Genomic DNA, 17,061 nt, shown 5'->3' with positions numbered 1-17,061 from the left:
GATAAAAACGCCGGGCGGCGCTGGCGCTGGCCCGGCCTACAAAGCGGTTTACTCTTTTTGGAAGTGGTGTACTTTAATGCGGGGCGGATTCTGTTTCTTATCCAGCGAGCCGCTGATGCCTACCAGGTGATCGGGGCTAACTTCGCGCCCGGCAAAGACCGCCATCGGAATATAGACGTCAATCTCGCCCGTTTTGTCGCGGAAGGTATAGATATCGTTACCTTTTTTCGCGATCAGATTCCCACGCAGGGAGACGGTACCGCCATCGTGCAGCTCCATCGCCTGTTTAATGTTCATGGTACGGGCATCTTCAATGCCGCGATAGCCGTTGTCGAGCTTATGTGGCGGCGGCGGTGCTTTATCCGTATTCAACCCCGGTGAGTCTTCGGCCAGTGCCGGAAGGGTGAATAAGGCGGCCACCGTGGCGGCAAGTAACATTTTCTTCATAGATACTCCTTTCGCATGTGCCTCAGATACCTCTCTTCTAAGCCTGGCATAGGAAATTCCGCTGTGGATAAGGAATGCTCTGTTTTATTTCCCTTCATCTTTTATTAACTGCATCACTGATATTTAATTGAAAGTCGCCTATCATCTAACTAGCTGGAATTTAAGATAAATTAAGCTGCGTAGACGGCTGGCATTAACTTTCGTTAATTGTGGTTAAGGGAAAATAATGACATACAGCACATCGCTCAGGATCCGCGAACAATTCGAAACCTGCCTTGGAATTATTCGCCAGGCGTCTATCGAAATTCTGTTACTGCTGGATGTTCGCGTCAGCGAAGGCAAGGATCCGCGCTGGTTCCTCGAGCAGCTGGAGAATGCCCGTCAGGGCCTCGGCGGCTGGGGCGCGGTAGCGCAGCGACTGAAGCTCAACGACGCCGAGCTGACTCAGTTCACCATGCAGCTTCGCCATCTGCAGCAGCTGGTTCCTCAGTACGAAAGCGGCCAGGACGTCAGCGAAAATCAGCTGATCGCTGCGCTGCGCTTTGTCACCGCCCTTGAGCATCTCCGCCTGCAGCAGCCTCTGCTGACCTACCCCACCTCAACGGAGACGGTAAACGGCGAAGCGCAGCTTAAGGGGCTGGCTCAGCTTCGCGCCCTGGAGCAGATGATTAGCGGGCTGGTCTATGCCGCGTGGCCGGACGGCGTGAAGCTGCGTAACCATCTAAAAACCCAGTTCGGTCAGGATCGCGTCCGCCGCTGGCTAAAGCTGGGAGAGCGTAACGACGTGCTCAGCGGGATGCTGTTTAGCGAGCTGGCCGTGATGCTGGTGGATAAAAAAGAGTTCTCCCGCCACTACGCCCCGCTGTTTAATGACAGCTCGGTACTGACGCTGTTTGCCGACCCGCGCAAGACCCTGCAAACCTTCCTCGACGACATTCGCCAGATCCGCAACACGCTTACCGCGCAACAGCCGCTCTCTGCCATTCAGCTCAATCTGCTGGACACCTACTATCCGCAGATCGCCGCCCCGGTTCAGCACGCTTTCAACGAGGGCCGTACCACCATTAACCCGGCCGGCCTGTTAACCACTGACGCGGGGGAGCTGGAGGCGTTTAAGGCGCGGATAGTGAAAAAGGCGCGCGCCGGAGGGGACATTTTCGAGGTGCGTGACGACATTGAGCGGCCCGAGCGTCGTGCTGTCCGCACGCCGGAGCAGCGCGTACGCCTGGTTTCCGGCATTCTCTGGGGCGCGGTTGGCGTGATGGTGTTGGTGATGATCGGCGGTGGCATCATGATGATAAACAGTACCCCGGCTGCACGGGCGGTAAGCGAGCCTCCGGCGCAGACCCAGGTGCTGACCGATACGGAAAACGAATATGACACGCCTACCTCGCGCATGCAGCTGACGCGGATGGGCATCACCTGGGACGAGAGCAACCTTCGCTCGGCAATAGACCGCAACGATACCCGCGTGGCCCAGCTGTTCCTGAAAGGGGGGATGGACTGGAAGCTCTCATGGACCGAGCAGGCGCTGTCGGCAGGCAATGACGAGGTGCTGACTCTGCTGTTGCGCTATCAGCGACAGATGGATGAGCCGCGACCCTGCCGTCGCTTTACCACCACTCTTGGTCACGCCATGTTGAACGGAGAGAAACTCACCGGACAGCGGAAGGATTACCTGCGCGCCTTCTGTACCCGCTCCGCCGTTGTTGAGCGGCAGCGCTACGAAACCGAGCAGGCAAAGATACGTAATAAAACGCAGCCTGATGAGAGTACCCGCCGGTGGCTGGACATTCAGACTGCGATCTATAACGTTATTCGCTAGGGGACTATTCATTGATAAACAGGGGGCTTACGGCTCCCCGTACAGCCCAATCAGGCGACGTGCTACGCCGTTGCTCCAGCCAAAGCCGTCCTGCAACGGGTACTCACCGCCGCCGCCCTCGCGCGGCGTACCGCCCGCGATGTGGTACTTCTCAATCAGCTTGTGATGCTGCTGATAGAAGCCGTTGACGGTGTTAAGCCAACGGTGGGCGATCTCATCGCCAAGGGCGTCGTTACCGTACAGCTTGAAGCCCTGAATGGCCATCCACTGCAGCGGTGCCCAGCCGTTGGGTTTATCCCACTGCTCGCCGGTTTCATACTCCGTGGCCATCATGCCGCCCGGCGTAAGCAAGCGTTCACGTACCGCCACGGCTATCCTATCGGCCTGCTCATGGGTAACCATTCCCACGTAGAGCGGCACGATGCTCGCTGCGGAGAAGAGGGCCTGCTCGCCGCGCCGCCAGTCGTAGTCGCGGTAGCACCCTTTTTCCTCATCCCACAGATAGCGGTTAACCGCCGCCCGGCGATCGCTGGCGCGCTGGCGGAACATGGCTTCGCCTTCGCGGTCACCCTTCAGCCCGGAGAGGTTAGCGATGGTGCTCTCGAGCTTGAACAGAAAGGCGTTCAGGTCGATAGGAATAAACTGCGTGGTGCGGATGCTGGCGAGACGCTGGGTATCCCGTAGCCAGCGGGAGGAGTAGTCCCAGCCGGACTCCGCCCCGGCGCGCAGGTCGCGATAGACCTCGCTCGGCGGACGGCCTGAATGTTTCGCCGTCTCCACGTCCTCAATCCAGGACTCGTCGCGCGGCGTGTCGCGGTCGTCCCAGTAGCGGTTGAGCAGGGAGCCGTCCGGCATACGCACCGCATGGCGATAGGCCTGATTGAGGTTCAGCGACTCTGAACCATCCATCCAGAAGGCGTACTCCATCAGCAGGTGCTCATAGTAGCGCCGCGCCCCACGCACGCCATCTTCTTCAAACAGCTCCACCATCAGCGCGAACACCGGCGGCTGGGAGCGGCTCAGATAGTAGGTACGGTTGCCGTTCGGGATATGCCCGTACTTTTCAATCATCCACGCAAAGTTATCTGCCATACACTTCAGCAGATCGTTACGGCCGCTCTCGGCCAGCCCCAGCATGGTGAAGTAGGAGTCCCAGTAGTAGGTTTCGCTAAAGCGTCCGCCGGGCACGATATAAGCCTGCGGCAGGGCCAGCAGCGACGACCAGGGAATATGATCCTGCGGCTCGCGGGTCAGCACCGGCCACAGCTGGTCGATATGCTCCTTCAGCGAGTTTTCTGGATTAGAGACATACTGGCTGTCTATCTGTACCGGGAGCCAGAAATGTCTTGAGACAAACAGGCGCAGGTCAAAGTCAGGTCTGCGCTTGATACGACGATAGCGGATAAGGATATCGAGCGGATCCATTCTCGGCGCACAGTCAGGGAAGGTTTTGCTGTCGGCAAAGAGGCCAGAAGACTGTACCTGCTCGAAGAGTTCCAGATAGCGATCGGCAGGGGTCAACGCGTCAGACGCGGGCAGCCCCTCGATCATCTCCGGTTCCGGTTCCGCCTCGATCATTTCATCCAGTTTTAATTCGCAAGGATCGGTCTCGTAGCGGATCTTCTCCTCGATCTCGAATTCGACAGAATCAGCAAGCTGTAGTTTCTGGTTGAACATATAGTGGCGACCTCCGGATGGCGTCGTAAAAAGATCGGGTTTTTACCGGTTGTTATTTAAGTCTAAAGTTTAGTCATTTGATAAGAGTATTGAAGTGCAAAGTGTGCGCAAGATCACAATTACAGCGACTGATTTGTAAAGGGATAGGTGATAACACGTTGTTTTTAATTTAAAAATCGTGACATTGCAGCCTGACTAAACAGACTGCATTTTCAGAGCATTCAAGATAACGTTTAGCCGCTAAACGGTTTTACCACCGCTAAAGCTACAACGACGATAACGGCCACGACGGTGAGCCAGGCAGCGTTACGCGCCAGCAGGGACACGGTAGAGGTTTCGCCGGTTGCCAGTCTGCGCAGCGACCCCGACAGAATGCCATGCACTGCCGAGAGGAACACCAGCACCGCCAGCTTGATGCCTAACCAGAGCGGCAGCAGCCAGTCGCCTTTTAACATCAGCGCGATACCAAAGGCCCACAGCAGGATCATTGCCGGTGAAGTGACGAACCGGTTCCAGCGGCGAGCATACTCTAACAGGGGATCGCTAGCCCCTTTTGCTACCGCGCTGCGACTCTGGGACCATGCCACAACGATCGCTGCCATTATAAAGATGCCGCCCAGCCAAATCACGCCCGCCATAATGTGTAGGGCGTTTAACCAACGGTAGTCCATCTGCTCTCCTCTGAGCCGTAACCCTGTTGTTGTAAAGGGATCATACTCCATCATGCTGGGGGCTTAAAGAGGATCCCGTTATACCGACATCCATCACAAAACCCATCGATTCACTTTTACTTTGTTTCCTGTGTTAACTATGTTGATGCTTTCTCTATGGCGAAGCATTGAGGTCAACATGAAGCATCATCAAATAACCAAAATGACAAAAGGTATCCTGCTGGCGATAGCGGGGATCATGGCAGCATCTATGCCGATAATGGTTAATGCGGCAACGAATATGAGCGAAATGACAGGTAAGGTATTACCTTACCAGGAAAAGCCACGCGTGTTTGTACTGACGGACATTGGCAATGAGCCAGACGACCAGATGTCGCTGACGCGATTCCTGCTCTATGCCAATGAGCTGAAAGTTGAGGGGCTGGTGGCAACGACCTCTACCTGGCAGAAGGAGAAGGTGCATACCGATATGATCGAGCTGGTGCTCGGCCACTATGGTGAAGTGCAGCCCAACTTAACAAAGCACGCTGCGGGATTCCCCACCGTTGAGCAGCTGAAGGCCGTAGTCGCCCCTGGTCAGGCAGCCTACGGCCTGGCCGCAACGGGCGAGGGGAAAAGCAGCGCTGGCTCCGATCTGCTGGTGAAAGCGATTGAGCGCAGCACCGATGTGAACCATCCGCTGTTTATCAACCTGTGGGGCGGGGCAAATACGCTGGCGCAGGCGCTGAAGGATTTATCCGCTAAACACTCAGCCAGCGATGTGCATGCCCTGGCCCGTAACCTGGTGGTCTACTCCATATCCGATCAGGATGATGCGGGCTTCTGGGTGCGGGAACACTATCCGGACATCACCTACATCGTCGATCCCTCCAGCCAGAACGGCGAAGACTACGCCCGGGCCACCTGGACCGGCATCAGCGGCGATAAATACTACCGTAACGCACCGGGGGCGGATTTCACCACCGTTTCCCAGACCTGGCTGGATGAGAACGTTCGCGGTAAAGGCCCGATGGGGAAAGGCTACTTGCAATATCTCTTTATCATGGAGGGAGATACTCCCGCATTTCTTAATCTGATCCGTAACGGCCTGAATAGCGAGATGAATCCAGGCTGGGGCGGCTGGGGCGGGCGCTACATCGTACGCCAGCCCCAGCATGAGACGCGGCCAATCTGGAGCAGCGGCGGCGATTTCTATCCGGGCAACCCTAACGCCGCCGATACGGTGACCGGCGTAGACGGCAAGCAGTACACCTCTAACCAGGCCTCAATCTGGCGCTGGCGTGAAGCTTTCCAGCATGACTTTGCCGCACGTATGGACTGGACCATCAAAGACGCTGCTTCAGCAAACCACAATCCGCAGGCAGTGGTGAACGGCCAGGGAGGAGAGCAGCCCATTACCGTAAGCGCCAAAGTGGGCGATACGGTGTCGCTGAGCGCCGAAGGGAGCAACGATCCGGACGGCAACCAGCTTAGCTACAGCTGGTTCCTCTATCCTGAAGCCGGATCGGCCAGTTCCGTCGCCGTTGACGTGAAAGACGTTCAGGGTAAACGTGGGGAGGATAACCTTAGCGCGCCCGCCGTGCTGTCGATAGGCGAGGGTGGCAAACCGGGGGTTAAGGTCAAAGCCCTGCGGGCAGGCACAGAGCATCTTATCCTCGCCGTAACCGATAACGGTACGCCGTCGTTGACCTCTTATCGACGCGTTATTGTTACCGTTAACTAAATTTTTCTGTTTTACCTGGCAGCCGACAGAAAGCCTTCTGTTGGCCGCTAGCTATGCCTTTAAGCCGTAATAACCAAAGATTTTTTATGTGACCAGTTCTGCAAATTTGCATTTAAGGACTGGTTAAATGTTACCCGTACCTTACATACTTTGAATAAATAATCCCTATTGAATATATATTCAGAGGTTCTATGCAAAACGCTCATAAGTTATCGATCAAAGAAAAAATTTGTTTTGGGCTGGGTGATTCATCGGCAAACATCTTCCTCGGCATGACGATGATGTTTCTCCCTTACTTCTACACCGACGTGCTGGGGATCTCCGCCGGGGCGATGGGGCTGCTCTTCGTGGTTGCGCGCCTGGTGGATGCTATCTATGACCCCATTATTGGCAGCCGGGCCGACCGCACGCCAACGCGTCATGGTCACTATCGCCCCTATCTGCTGTGGCTGGCCGTCCCGTATGGCCTGTCATGCCTGCTGGTCTTCTTGGCACCGGACTTCTCTCCTACCGGCAAGCTGGTGTATGCCTATGTCACCTACCTGTTCCTGATCCTGATGTACGCTTCTACTGTGGTGCCTTATGTGGCGCTGCTGACCTCGCTGACGGCCGATCCGCAGGAGCGATTGAGTGCCAACGCCTGGCGCTTCCCGCTGGCGAAAATGTCGTTTCTGATCTGCTCTATGACCGTGCCGCTGTTTGTTGCCTGGTACGGTAAGGAGAATGAGGCCCGCGCTTATATGATGGCGATGAGCATGATAGCTCTGCTGGCTACCCTCTTCATGCTGAGCTGCTTCTTTGGCACGAAGGAGCGGATCAAGCCGGCGCAGCCGGTGCATACCACCTCTTTTCTGGATCAGGCGAAGGCCGCATGGCGTGCCCGTCCGGTGGTCATCTTCTTTATCTTTAAGATCACCAGCTCCATCGCCTTTGTCATCAAGGGCAGCGTGACCATCTACTTCGTGAAGTATTTCCTCAATAAGGGGGACAGCTTCGTCTCTGGCCTGCTCTCTGCAACGGCGATTGCGGGCATCATTGCGCCGATGATTGCGTTGCAGCTTATCAAACGCAAAAAACTCTCGGCGCTGGGTTCGCTGAAATTTGCCCAGCTGGGCGGCGGGCTGGCGGCATTGGCACTCTTCTTTGTTGGCCCTGAGCAGTTCTGGCTGGCAGTGACGCTGCTGGTTGTCTCAGTGCTGTTTGCGGAGATGGGCGCGATTATGGCCTGGGCGCTACCCTCAGACTGCGCGGACTACTGCGAGCGGCAGTCAGGGATCAAGATGTCCGGCTTTATTGCTGCCGGGACGCTCTTCTCCATGAAGCTCGGGCTGGCGATTGCCGGTGGGCTGGTGGGTCTGGTGCTCAGCCTCAGCGGCTACCATGCTGGCTCGGCTATTTCAGGCCAGACCATGAGCGCCATTATCTTTCTTATCGCTGGCGTGCCCGCGATCTTCCACGGCATCAGCGTTCTGCTGCTGATGTTTTTCTCTCTTGAGGACAAGGCTTCACAACGTCCTTTCGTTAGCCAGCAGATTAAGGAGTCCTGATATGTTAGTTTCCCCGGCAAAACTCGACGCGCCAAAGTGGTCACGGGCTGAATTTCTCTTTCAGACCGATGCCGATCCGCAGCATTTTACCCAGAGCTGGCTGACGGCGACCTTCAGCCACCCGCAGGAGCAGATCGCCGTACGAGGCTTTTACGATGACGATGGCCGCTTTATGATCCGCTTTATGCCACAGCGTGAGGGGAGATGGACCTTCGAGACAGAGAGCAACGTCAGCGGCCTAAGCGGCATCCGGGGCGAGGTGGTTTGCCTGCCGCCTGCTGAGGGTGAGACCGGCCCGGTGAGAACAACTGAAACCTGGCACTTCAGCTACGCGAACGGGCAACCCTACTACCCCTTTGGCACCACGGCCTACGTCTGGAACTACCAGTCAGAGGCGGTTCAGGAGCAGACCCTGGCGACGCTGGCCCACTCGCCTTTTAATAAGATCAGAATGTGCGTCTTTCCGAAGCACTACACCTATAACTTCCGCGAGCCTGAGCGCTTCCCGTTTCCCGGTGATATTGCGTCCGGCTTTGACCTTAGCCGCTTCGACTGTGAGTTTTTCAGAACGCTGGAGAGCCAGATTGACGCCCTTAAGACGCGGGGCATCGAGGCTGACATCATTATTTTTCACCCCTACGACCGCTGGGGCTTCTCCGAGATGGATATCAACGTGGACAGGCGCTACGTCAGCTATCTGGTGGCCCGTCTCGCCAGCTTCAGCAACGTCTGGTGGTCGCTGGCGAACGAGTTCGATCTCCTGCTGAAGAAGCCGATGCCGTTCTGGGACGATATCTTTTTGCAGATCGTGGCGGAGGATCCCTACCAGCACCTGGTGTCGATTCACAACTGGCACAACCCACCCCTGCACTACACCAGCAATGCCCACTGGTACGATCAAACCCGTCCCTGGGTAAGCCACGCCAGCATCCAGCATCACGATCTCTGGTACGTGCCAGGCTGGCGCGAGGCGTTCCAGAAGCCAGTGGTGATTGACGAGTGTCGCTACGAAGGCGATGTCGATCTGGGCTGGGGGAACATCACGGCGCGCAAGATGGTGGATCTCACCTGGGAAGGGGTCTGCCGGGGCGGATACGTTACCCACGGCGAGAGCTACCTCAGCGACGACGAGATTATCTGGTGGTCGCACGGCGGCAAGCTTAAGGGAGAGAGTAGCGAGCGCATCGGTTTCTTAAGGCGGCTTCTGGAAGAAGGGGAGCCGAAGCGTCTCGCACCCTGGATAAGATCAACAAATTCGCACTGGGACGCGTCAATTGCTCACATGAACGACGATTACTGGTTAGTATGGTTCGGCGAGAGCCAGCCGGGATTTAAGCTTCTGACCATGCTGCCGGAAGGAAAAGAGTTCGCTATCGACATCATTGATGCCTGGGCGATGACTATCGAGCGGCAGGCAACAACGTATCGTGCGGGCGATCGCCTGGCATTACCGGGGAGGCCTGGCATTGCCCTGCGCATAACATCATTAACCTGAGCCACCGGGGCGAAACGGCGTGGATTATAAAAAACAGATCCTCAATATATTGCACAGTGAAGCGGCGTCGCGGGCGGAGATCACCCAGCGCCTGGGCGTCACCAAAGCCTATGTTTCTAAGCTAACGGCGCAGCTGCTGGATGAGCAGCTGATCGAGGAGCGGGAGATCAAGGATGTGACCTTTGGCCGTCCGCAGCAGCTGCTGGCGGTAAAATCGGGCCGGGCGCTGAGCGTGAATATCATGCTGCGCAGAGGCAGCCTGCAAAGCACGCTCAACGACTACAACACGCTGGTCGAACCGTTGGCGAGCCATCAGTTTGCGCTGCCGGAGATTATGACGCCGTCCGACCTGGTGGGGTTTATTGCTAAAGCGATCGATATCCTCTGTCTGGCTGCCTCTCTCCCACAGGCGCGCGTCAGGGTGGTAAGCGTGGCATTGCAGGGTGGGATTGAGCATCTGACCGGCATTGTGCGCTACTGCCCGCTGTTTCAGGATCATAACGTTAACCTGATGGCGATGGTGGAGGGCACCGTCACCATCCCTACCCGCATCTATAACATTGCCCATTGCACCAACTATCTGCTGGCGAAATCTCTGCCAGGCCAGTCGTATGTGGCGTTTATGCCCGGCTTTGGCAGCCTGGGCTACGGCTACTGTACCAACGGCGAGCCTGGATTAGGGGAGAATGGCTTCTACCCGGAGATTGTTCATCTGCCTTATGAAGGCGGGATTGAGCAGGCTTTTAACGTGCAGGAGCAGGAGCGGACGGCCAGCGTGCTAGCCACGGCAAAAGCGCTCTTTTTTGCCATCTGCTGTACCGCGCCGATCCACAATATCAAGCTGGCGATTGCCGCCGGGGAGCTGTTTGAGGAGTACGGCGATGAGATCCTACCCCTGACGCAGGCTATGCTGGCACAGGCACCAGACCCACATATTCAGGAGATCCGGATCCGTCACCACAGAATAGGCCAGCGCTACGGCGTGAAAGGACTGGTGCAGCTGAGTTCGGACCAGATCACGGCCCTGCTGGGGTAGTACCGTAGGCCGGGTAAGGCATCAGTCGCCACCCGGCATAACGGTCATGCCTGATAGCATTGCGCTTATCAGGCCTACGATCTCTACCCTTTAAAACAATTAACGCATCGTCACAAACTCTTCTGCCGCCGTAGGGTGGATCGCCACGGTGTTATCAAAGTCTTTCTTCGTTGCGCCCATCTTCAGCGCGACGGCGAAGCCCTGCAGGATCTCATCCATGCCCTGGCCGATGCCGTGAATGCCGACAATCTTCTCTTCCGGGCCAACGCAGACCAGCTTCATCCGGCACGCCTGGCGGTGCAGGGTGACGGCGGTGTACATGGCGGTAAAGGAGGAGGTGTAGACCTTCACCTGGTCGTCGCCGTACTGCTCCCGTGCCTGCGGCTCGGTCAGGCCGACGGTGCCGATAGGCGGGTGGCTAAAGACCACGGTAGGGATGTTGCTGTAGTCCAGGTGCTCGTCCGGCTTGTTGTTGAACAGACGCTCTGAAAGACGACGACCCGCCGCCACCGCAACCGGGGTCAGCTCAACCGCACCGGTGTTATCACCTACCGCATAAATTCCTGGAACGTTGGTGTTCTGGAACTTATCGACAATGATGTGGCCCTTTTCGTTGGTTTTCACCCCGGTGACGTTCAGGTTGAAGGTGTCGTTGGCCGGTTCGCGGCCAATTGCCCAGATCAGGCAGTCAACGGTCTCGCTACGGCCATCCTCCAGCTCCAGCGTCAGGCTACCGTCGCTGTTTTTTACCAGCGCTTTCGGCGTGGCGTTAGTATGCAGCGATGGACCATCGGCCTGGATGGTCTCAACCAGGGTCTCGACGATCAGCGGATCGAAGCTGCGCAGCGGGGCATGTTTACGCACGAACAGGTGCGTCTCCGCGCCCAGGCCGTGCAGCACGCCTGCCAGCTCAACGGCGATGTAGCCCGCGCCTACCACCGCAACGCGTTTCGGCAGGGCGGTAAGCTCAAAGAAGCCGTCGGAGTCGATGCCGTGCTCAACACCAGGAATATCCGGGTAGCTCGGACGCCCGCCGGTGGCGATCAGGATATGGTCGGCGGTGATGGTCTCGCCGTTGACCTCAACGGTTTTAGCATCAACAAAGCGGGCAAAACCGCGGATCACATCCACGTTATTTTTACCCAGCACGTTCTCATAGGAGCTGTGGATGCGGTCAATATAGGCCGTGCGGCTGGCCACCAGGCGCTGCCAGTCAAAGTTATTGATGGTGGCGTCAAAGCCGTAGTCCGGGCCGTAGAGATTTACCGCGTCGGCAATCTGCGAGGCGTGCCACATCACTTTTTTCGGCACGCAGCCAACGTTCACGCAGGTTCCGCCCAGCTCTTTCGCTTCAATCAGGGCGCATTTCTGGCCGTACATGGCCGCACGATTAATAGACGCAATACCGCCGCTGCCGCCGCCAATGGCGATGTAGTCGTAGTGTTTAGTCATAACGTTTCCTTAGTAAACTTTTTTGTGAGTGTAACGCGATGCCTTGAAGGTTCCACCGATGACTGTAATTACTCTGGTACAACCCAGTTCACCAGCGTATGGCCGGTGCCGGCCGGAACCAGCTTGCTGTGCAGCCACGGCAGGACGCTCTTCATCTGCTGCTCCAGCTTCCACGGTGGGTTGATGACAATCATGCCGGAGGCGGTCATGCCGCGCTGGTCGCTGTCCGGACGCACCGCCAGTTCAATCTGCAAAATACGGCGAATGCCGGTGGCTTCCAGCTCTTTCAACATGCGTTTGATCTGCGCGCGCATCACCACCGGATACCACAGCGCATAGGTGCCGGTTGCAAAGCGCTTATAGCCTTCGCTGATGCCCTGAACCACCGCCTGGTAGTCGCTTTTGATCTCGTAGGGCGGGTCGATCAGGATCAGGCCGCGACGTGACGCGGGCGGCAGCTTGGACTTCAGCTGCTGGTAGCCATCGGCGCGCTCGACACGGGTGCGGTCATCTTTCTGGAACTCTGAGCGCAGCAGCGGAAAATCGCTCGGATGCAGCTCGGTCAGCTGCAGGCTGTCCTGCTCGCGCAGCAGCTGGCGGGCGATCAACGGCGAACCAGGGTAGTAGCGCAGCTGGCCGCTACGGTTGAAGTGGTTAACCACGCTGATGTACGGCTCCAGCTCGGCAGGCAGATCGTCCTGCTGCCAGATGCGGGCGATGCCTTCCAGGTACTCGCCGGTGCGCTCGGCATGCTCGCTGCTCAGCTGATAACGGCCCGCGCCTGCGTGGGTATCCAGATAGAGAAAGGGTTTCTCTTTCTCTTTCAGCGATTCAATAATCAGGCTCTGAACGGTGTGTTTTAAAACGTCGGCATGGTTGCCGGCGTGGAAGCTGTGGCGATAACTGAGCATGGAAGGAACAATCCTGGGAAGTAAAAACAGATAGCCGATAGTTTACCGCAGATTGCGGCAAATTACCGCAGCGGCGCTGTTGCCAGGGCGCAAAAGCGCAACCTACAGCATTGAAATTAACTACACTAAACCCCATGCTAGACCTTACAGGAACGAGCGCCGCCCGAGCGCTTGCGATTATTTTTACAGGACAGCGCTTATGACCAATCCATTATTGACGCCCTTCGACTTGCCGCCGTTTTCCCAGATTAAACCTGAGCATGTGGTTCCCGCCGTGACGAAAGCGCTCGAGGATTGCCGCGAAGCGGTAGAGCGCGTGGTGGCCCAGGGCGCACCCTATACATGGGACAATCTCTGCCAGCCGCTGGCGGAGGTGGACGATCGCCTCGGCCGCATCTTCTCACCCATCAGCCACCTGAACTCGGTGCAGAACAGCCCGGAGCTGCGTGAAGCCTACGAGCAGACGCTGCCGCTGCTCTCCGAATACAGCACCTGGGTCGGCCAGCACGAGGGACTCTACCAGGCCTGGCGCAACCTGCGTGACGGCGAGGCCTATACCGTGCTGGATCTGGCGCAGATGAAAGCGGTGGATAACGCCCTGCGTGACTTTGAACTGTCCGGCATCGGCCTGCCGAAAGAGAAGCAGAAACGCTACGGCGAAATCGCCGCCCGCCTCTCCGAGCTGGGTTCGACCTACAGCAACAACGTGCTCGACGCCACCATGGGCTGGAGCAAACTGATTACCGATGAGTCCGAGCTGTCCGGCATGCCGGAGAGCGCGCTGGCGCAGGCCCAGGCTCAGGCACAGGCCAAAGAGCAAGAGGGCTGGCTGCTCACTCTCGACATCCCAAGCTACCTGCCGGTGATGACCTACTGCGATAACCAGGCCCTGCGCGAAGAGCTTTACCGCGCCTACAGCACCCGCGCCTCCGATCAGGGACCGAACGCCGGCAAATGGGACAACAGCCCGGTGATGGCAGAGATCCTTGCCCTGCGTCATGAGCTGGCGCAGCTGCTGGGCTTCGACAACTATGCCCACAAGTCCCTCGCCACCAAAATGGCCGAGCATCCGCAGCAGGTGCTGGATTTCCTGATGGATCTGGCAAAACGCGCCCGCCCGCAGGGTGAGAAAGAGCTGGAGCAGCTCCGCGCCTTCGCCCGCGCCGAGTTTGGCGTGGAAGAGCTGCAGCCGTGGGATATCGCCTACTACAGCGAAAAACAGAAGCAACATCTCTACAGCATCAGCGATGAGCAGCTGCGCCCCTATTTCCCGGAGAACAAAGCCGTTAACGGCCTGTTCGAAGTGGTTAAACGCATCTACGGCATCACTGCTAAAGAGCGCAAGGATATCGACGTCTGGCATCCGGACGTACGCTTCTTCGAGCTGTATGACGAAAGCAACGCGCTGCGCGGCAGCTTCTACCTCGATCTCTACGCCCGTGAAAACAAGCGCGGCGGGGCATGGATGGACGACTGCGTTGGGCAGATGCTGAGAGCCGACGGCTCGCTGCAAAAGCCGGTGGCCTATCTGACCTGTAACTTCAACCGTCCGGTGAGCGGCAAACCGGCGCTGTTCACGCACGATGAAGTGATCACCCTGTTCCACGAGTTCGGTCACGGTCTGCACCATATGTTGACCCAGATTGCCGTGCCGGGCGTGGCGGGCATCAGCGGCGTACCATGGGATGCCGTAGAGCTGCCGAGCCAGTTTATGGAAAACTGGTGCTGGGAGCCGGACGCGCTGGCGTTTATCTCCGGCCACTACGAAACCGGCGAGCCGTTGCCGAAAACCCTGCTGGATAAGATGCTGGCGGCGAAGAACTACCAGGCGGCGCTGTTTATCCTGCGCCAGCTGGAGTTCGGCCTGTTCGATTTCCGTCTGCACGCCGAGTTCAGCCCGGAGCAGGGAGCGAAAATCCTCGAAACCCTGGCTGAGATTAAATCGCAGGTGGCAGTTATTCCGGGTCCGAACTGGGGACGCTTCCCGCACGCCTTCAGCCATATCTTTGCTGGCGGCTATGCGGCTGGCTACTACAGCTACCTGTGGGCCGATGTGCTGGCGGCAGATGCCTACTCCCGCTTCGAGGAGGAGGGGATCTTCAACCGTGAAACCGGCCAGGACTTCCTCGACCACATCCTGACCCGGGGTGGTTCAGAAGAGCCGATGGAGCTGTTCAAACGCTTCCGTGGCCGTGAGCCGCAGCTGGATGCGATGCTGGCGCACTACGGCATCAAGGGCTAAGCACGGCGTGAAAATCTGCTTAATAGATGAAACAGGCACCGGAGACGGTGCCTTATTGCGTCTTGCGTCCCGTTTTGACCTGCAGCATGACGAAGATAACCCGATGGCGCTGGTGCTGACGACGGAGCATCTTGAGTTACGTAAGCGCGATGAGCCAAAGCTTGGCGGTATCTTCGTTGATTTTGTCTCCGGGGCGATGGCGCACCGGCGCAAGTTTGGCGGCGGTCGCGGCGAGGCGGTCGCGAAAGCGGTCGGGATAAAGGGCAGCTATCTGCCGGATGTTGTAGACGCCACCGCCGGGTTAGGCCGGGATGCCTTTGTGCTGGCCTCCATTGGCTGTCGGGTGCGAATGCTGGAGCGTAACCCTGTAGTGGCGGCGCTGCTGGAAGATGGTCTGACGCGCGGCTATGCCGATGCAGAAATTGGCCCGTGGCTGCGGGAGCGCCTGCAACTGATCCACGCCTCAAGCCTGACGTCGTTGACGGATATCAATCCGCGTCCGCAGGTGGTCTATCTCGATCCGATGTTTCCGCACAAGCAGAAAAGTGCGCTGGTGAAAAAGGAGATGCGGGTCTTTCAGTCGCTGGTAGGGCCGGATCTGGATGCCGATGGCCTGCTAATGCCTGCCCGCGCGCTGGCAACGAAGCGCGTGGTGGTGAAGCGCCCCGATTACGCTCCGCCGCTGGCAGACGTTGCCACGCAAAACGCGGTGGTCACCAAAGGCCACCGGTTCGATATCTACCCCGGCACGCCGGAGTAGTCTTTGCCCGGTGGTGCTGACGCCTGCCGGGCAATATTCGCTTACTCGTCGTCTTCGTCGCGCAGCGGAACGATCAGCATATCAACGTGCACGGTGTTGATCAGCTGGCGCGCGGAGGACATCAGCTTGCTCCAGAAATCCTGATGATGGCCGCAGACTACCAGGTCCATATCGTATTTCTTAATCGCGTCAACCAGCACCTGTCCCAGATCGCCGCTGCCGCTCAGGGTTTCGGTAATCGGGTAGCCTGCATTAGTCGAGAGCTCAGCCAGCGCGTTGTGGGTCTCTTCAGAGATGCGCTTCTGCATATCGCCCAGGTTAACGTCGATCAGCCCGGTATAGAGGTCGGAGTAATTGACATCGACATGAATCAGGGAGATTTTTGCGTTGTAGGGGCGTGCCATAGATACGGCTTTGTCTACCAGTACCTTGCTCTCAGGAGAGAGATCGACCGCGATAAGGATATGTTTGTAAGCCATGATGTTACTCCTTCCATAAGTTGTCGATGACCGTTGGGTGTATAGCCGCTGCTTTCGCGCTGCGGTCAGTCCCGCGTCCTGCGTGCCACTGCGCGGGTAGTGCCCGGCCTTAAAGATCTAATTGTAGAAGATATTTCTACCTTATAACGCGTTAAACCCGTCGTCAATTGTCCTGGGTCACGGTTTAGATCATCAAAAAATGTCGGTTACGACATTGATATAGATCGATGATGTGGCGAAATAATTAACAGATCTCCTACACTATTAAATAAGCCGCTCGGATGTAGAATTGTGATCCATATCGGCTTCTGGTACACACTTCAAAGAACTCATTGGCCGGAAATCGGGGAGCGTCAGCCCTGGAGTCTATCTCCGTGGGTGGTCGCCGGGGAGGGGGTATGGTCAGCACTGTCGCGCTGTTTTGGGCTTTGTGCATCGTTTGTGTGGTTAACATGGCGCGTTACTTCTCATCGCTACGCGCACTGTTGGTTGTCCTTCGTGGTTGCGATCCGTTGCTCTATCAATATGTGGATGGTGGCGGCTTTTTTACCTCGCACGGCCAGCCCAGTAAGCAGATGCGTCTGGTGTGGTATATCTACGCCCAACGCTATCGCGATCACCATGACGATGAGTTTATTCGTCGCTGCGAGCGGGTCCGTCGCCATTTTGTTTTAACCAGCGCCCTCTGCGGTCTGGTAGTGGTCAGCCTGATCGCCCTGATGATTTGGCACTGACGTTTAAGAGATATAAAAAAAGCGGGCCTGGTAGCCCGCTTTTTATTTGTTTCGCCCGGCGG

The 17,061-nt window shown here is 57.3% G+C and carries 14 protein-coding genes; 8 read left to right on the top strand and 6 right to left on the bottom strand.

Annotation, left to right across the window (positions count from 1 at the left end):
- Positions 1-48 precede the first annotated feature (48 nt).
- Positions 49-447, bottom strand: coding sequence for a YdeI family stress tolerance OB fold protein (locus tag RTP97_RS13455; RefSeq protein WP_312414417.1), 399 nt, complete (start codon positions 445-447; stop codon positions 49-51).
- Positions 448-673: 226 nt separating this feature from the next.
- Between RTP97_RS13455 and RTP97_RS13450 the strand changes: the two genes are divergently transcribed.
- Positions 674-2,272 carry an STY4199 family HEPN domain-containing protein gene (locus RTP97_RS13450; protein ID WP_312414414.1) on the top strand — a complete coding sequence of 533 codons (1,599 nt, stop codon included), beginning with the start codon at positions 674-676 and terminating at the stop codon, positions 2,270-2,272.
- A gap of 27 nt (positions 2,273-2,299) precedes the next feature.
- Here the strand turns inward: RTP97_RS13450 and RTP97_RS13445 are convergent, their stop codons facing one another.
- Both RTP97_RS13445 and RTP97_RS13440 read right to left on the bottom strand, forming a co-directional pair.
- A complete protein-coding gene (locus RTP97_RS13445) occupies positions 2,300-3,949 on the bottom strand; it encodes an alpha,alpha-trehalase (protein WP_312414413.1) in 1,650 nt (549 codons plus the stop codon).
- A 233-nt stretch (positions 3,950-4,182) separates the two neighbouring features.
- Positions 4,183-4,620, bottom strand: coding sequence for a CopD family protein (locus RTP97_RS13440; RefSeq protein ID WP_312414412.1), 438 nt, complete (start codon positions 4,618-4,620; stop codon positions 4,183-4,185).
- A gap of 202 nt (positions 4,621-4,822) precedes the next feature.
- On the opposite strand from RTP97_RS13440, the gene RTP97_RS13435 reads away from it, so the two are divergent.
- The 4 genes from RTP97_RS13435 (at position 4,823) to RTP97_RS13420 (ending at position 10,421) form a co-directional block, all read left to right on the top strand.
- Positions 4,823-6,343 (top strand): nucleoside hydrolase-like domain-containing protein, encoded by a 1,521-nt coding sequence (locus RTP97_RS13435; protein ID WP_312414410.1) that lies wholly within the window; start codon positions 4,823-4,825, stop codon positions 6,341-6,343.
- Positions 6,344-6,534: 191 nt separating this feature from the next.
- Positions 6,535-7,890: an MFS transporter gene (locus RTP97_RS13430; RefSeq protein ID WP_312414409.1), complete on the top strand. Its 1,356-nt coding sequence runs from the start codon at positions 6,535-6,537 to the stop codon at positions 7,888-7,890.
- 1 nt (position 7,891) lies between these two features.
- Entirely contained in the window at positions 7,892-9,385 is a 1,494-nt protein-coding gene (locus RTP97_RS13425) for a DUF5605 domain-containing protein (protein ID WP_312414407.1), read from the top strand.
- Positions 9,386-9,404: 19 nt separating this feature from the next.
- Positions 9,405-10,421: a helix-turn-helix domain-containing protein gene (locus tag RTP97_RS13420; RefSeq protein ID WP_312414405.1), complete on the top strand. Its 1,017-nt coding sequence runs from the start codon at positions 9,405-9,407 to the stop codon at positions 10,419-10,421.
- Between the two features lie 99 nt (positions 10,422-10,520).
- Here RTP97_RS13420 and gorA read toward each other — a convergent pair whose 3' ends face one another.
- Positions 10,521-11,873, bottom strand: a complete 1,353-nt coding sequence (gene gorA, locus RTP97_RS13415; protein ID WP_312414402.1) for a glutathione-disulfide reductase — start codon at positions 11,871-11,873, stop codon at positions 10,521-10,523.
- 68 nt (positions 11,874-11,941) lie between these two features.
- Complete coding sequence (locus RTP97_RS13410) at positions 11,942-12,784, bottom strand: 23S rRNA (adenine(2030)-N(6))-methyltransferase RlmJ (protein WP_312414399.1); 843 nt, start codon at positions 12,782-12,784, stop codon at positions 11,942-11,944.
- 199 nt (positions 12,785-12,983) lie between these two features.
- Here RTP97_RS13410 and prlC point away from each other — a divergent pair, with 199 nt between their 5' ends.
- Both prlC and rsmJ read left to right on the top strand, forming a co-directional pair.
- Positions 12,984-15,026 carry an oligopeptidase A gene (gene prlC, locus RTP97_RS13405; protein WP_312414396.1) on the top strand — a complete coding sequence of 681 codons (2,043 nt, stop codon included), beginning with the start codon at positions 12,984-12,986 and terminating at the stop codon, positions 15,024-15,026.
- 7 nt (positions 15,027-15,033) lie between these two features.
- Positions 15,034-15,786 carry a 16S rRNA (guanine(1516)-N(2))-methyltransferase RsmJ gene (gene rsmJ / locus RTP97_RS13400; protein ID WP_312414393.1) on the top strand — a complete coding sequence of 251 codons (753 nt, stop codon included), beginning with the start codon at positions 15,034-15,036 and terminating at the stop codon, positions 15,784-15,786.
- Between the two features lie 41 nt (positions 15,787-15,827).
- Here rsmJ and uspA read toward each other — a convergent pair whose 3' ends face one another.
- Positions 15,828-16,265, bottom strand: a complete 438-nt coding sequence (gene uspA, locus RTP97_RS13395) for a universal stress protein UspA (protein WP_103820396.1) — start codon at positions 16,263-16,265, stop codon at positions 15,828-15,830.
- Between the two features lie 398 nt (positions 16,266-16,663).
- Here uspA and uspB point away from each other — a divergent pair, with 398 nt between their 5' ends.
- Positions 16,664-16,999, top strand: a complete 336-nt coding sequence (gene uspB / locus RTP97_RS13390; RefSeq protein WP_042394150.1) for a universal stress protein UspB — start codon at positions 16,664-16,666, stop codon at positions 16,997-16,999.
- Positions 17,000-17,061 lie beyond the last annotated feature (62 nt).

Origin of the sequence: Pseudescherichia sp., from assembly GCF_031998825.1 — a bacterium.
In the GTDB taxonomy this organism is placed as follows: domain Bacteria; phylum Pseudomonadota; class Gammaproteobacteria; order Enterobacterales; family Enterobacteriaceae; genus Pseudescherichia.
Note: the sequence above shows the minus strand (reverse complement) of the source record. Positions and strands in the feature narration are given on the sequence as shown.

Excerpts from the sequence above, each read along its gene's own strand:
- uspA (WP_103820396.1), bottom strand. The coding sequence starts at position 16,265 with ATGGCTTACAAACATATCCTTATCGCGGTCGATCTCTCTCCTGAGAGC.
- RTP97_RS13425 (WP_312414407.1), top strand. The coding sequence starts at position 7,892 with ATGTTAGTTTCCCCGGCAAAACTCGACGCGCCAAAGTGGTCACGGGCT.
- gorA (WP_312414402.1), bottom strand. The coding sequence starts at position 11,873 with ATGACTAAACACTACGACTACATCGCCATTGGCGGCGGCAGCGGCGGT.
- RTP97_RS13410 (WP_312414399.1), bottom strand. The coding sequence starts at position 12,784 with ATGCTCAGTTATCGCCACAGCTTCCACGCCGGCAACCATGCCGACGTT.
- RTP97_RS13450 (WP_312414414.1), top strand. The coding sequence starts at position 674 with ATGACATACAGCACATCGCTCAGGATCCGCGAACAATTCGAAACCTGC.
- RTP97_RS13440 (WP_312414412.1), bottom strand. The coding sequence starts at position 4,620 with ATGGACTACCGTTGGTTAAACGCCCTACACATTATGGCGGGCGTGATT.
- prlC (WP_312414396.1), top strand. The coding sequence starts at position 12,984 with ATGACCAATCCATTATTGACGCCCTTCGACTTGCCGCCGTTTTCCCAG.
- RTP97_RS13445 (WP_312414413.1), bottom strand. The coding sequence starts at position 3,949 with ATGTTCAACCAGAAACTACAGCTTGCTGATTCTGTCGAATTCGAGATC.
- RTP97_RS13435 (WP_312414410.1), top strand. The coding sequence starts at position 4,823 with ATGACAAAAGGTATCCTGCTGGCGATAGCGGGGATCATGGCAGCATCT.
- RTP97_RS13430 (WP_312414409.1), top strand. The coding sequence starts at position 6,535 with ATGCAAAACGCTCATAAGTTATCGATCAAAGAAAAAATTTGTTTTGGG.
- RTP97_RS13455 (WP_312414417.1), bottom strand. The coding sequence starts at position 447 with ATGAAGAAAATGTTACTTGCCGCCACGGTGGCCGCCTTATTCACCCTT.
- uspB (WP_042394150.1), top strand. The coding sequence starts at position 16,664 with ATGGTCAGCACTGTCGCGCTGTTTTGGGCTTTGTGCATCGTTTGTGTG.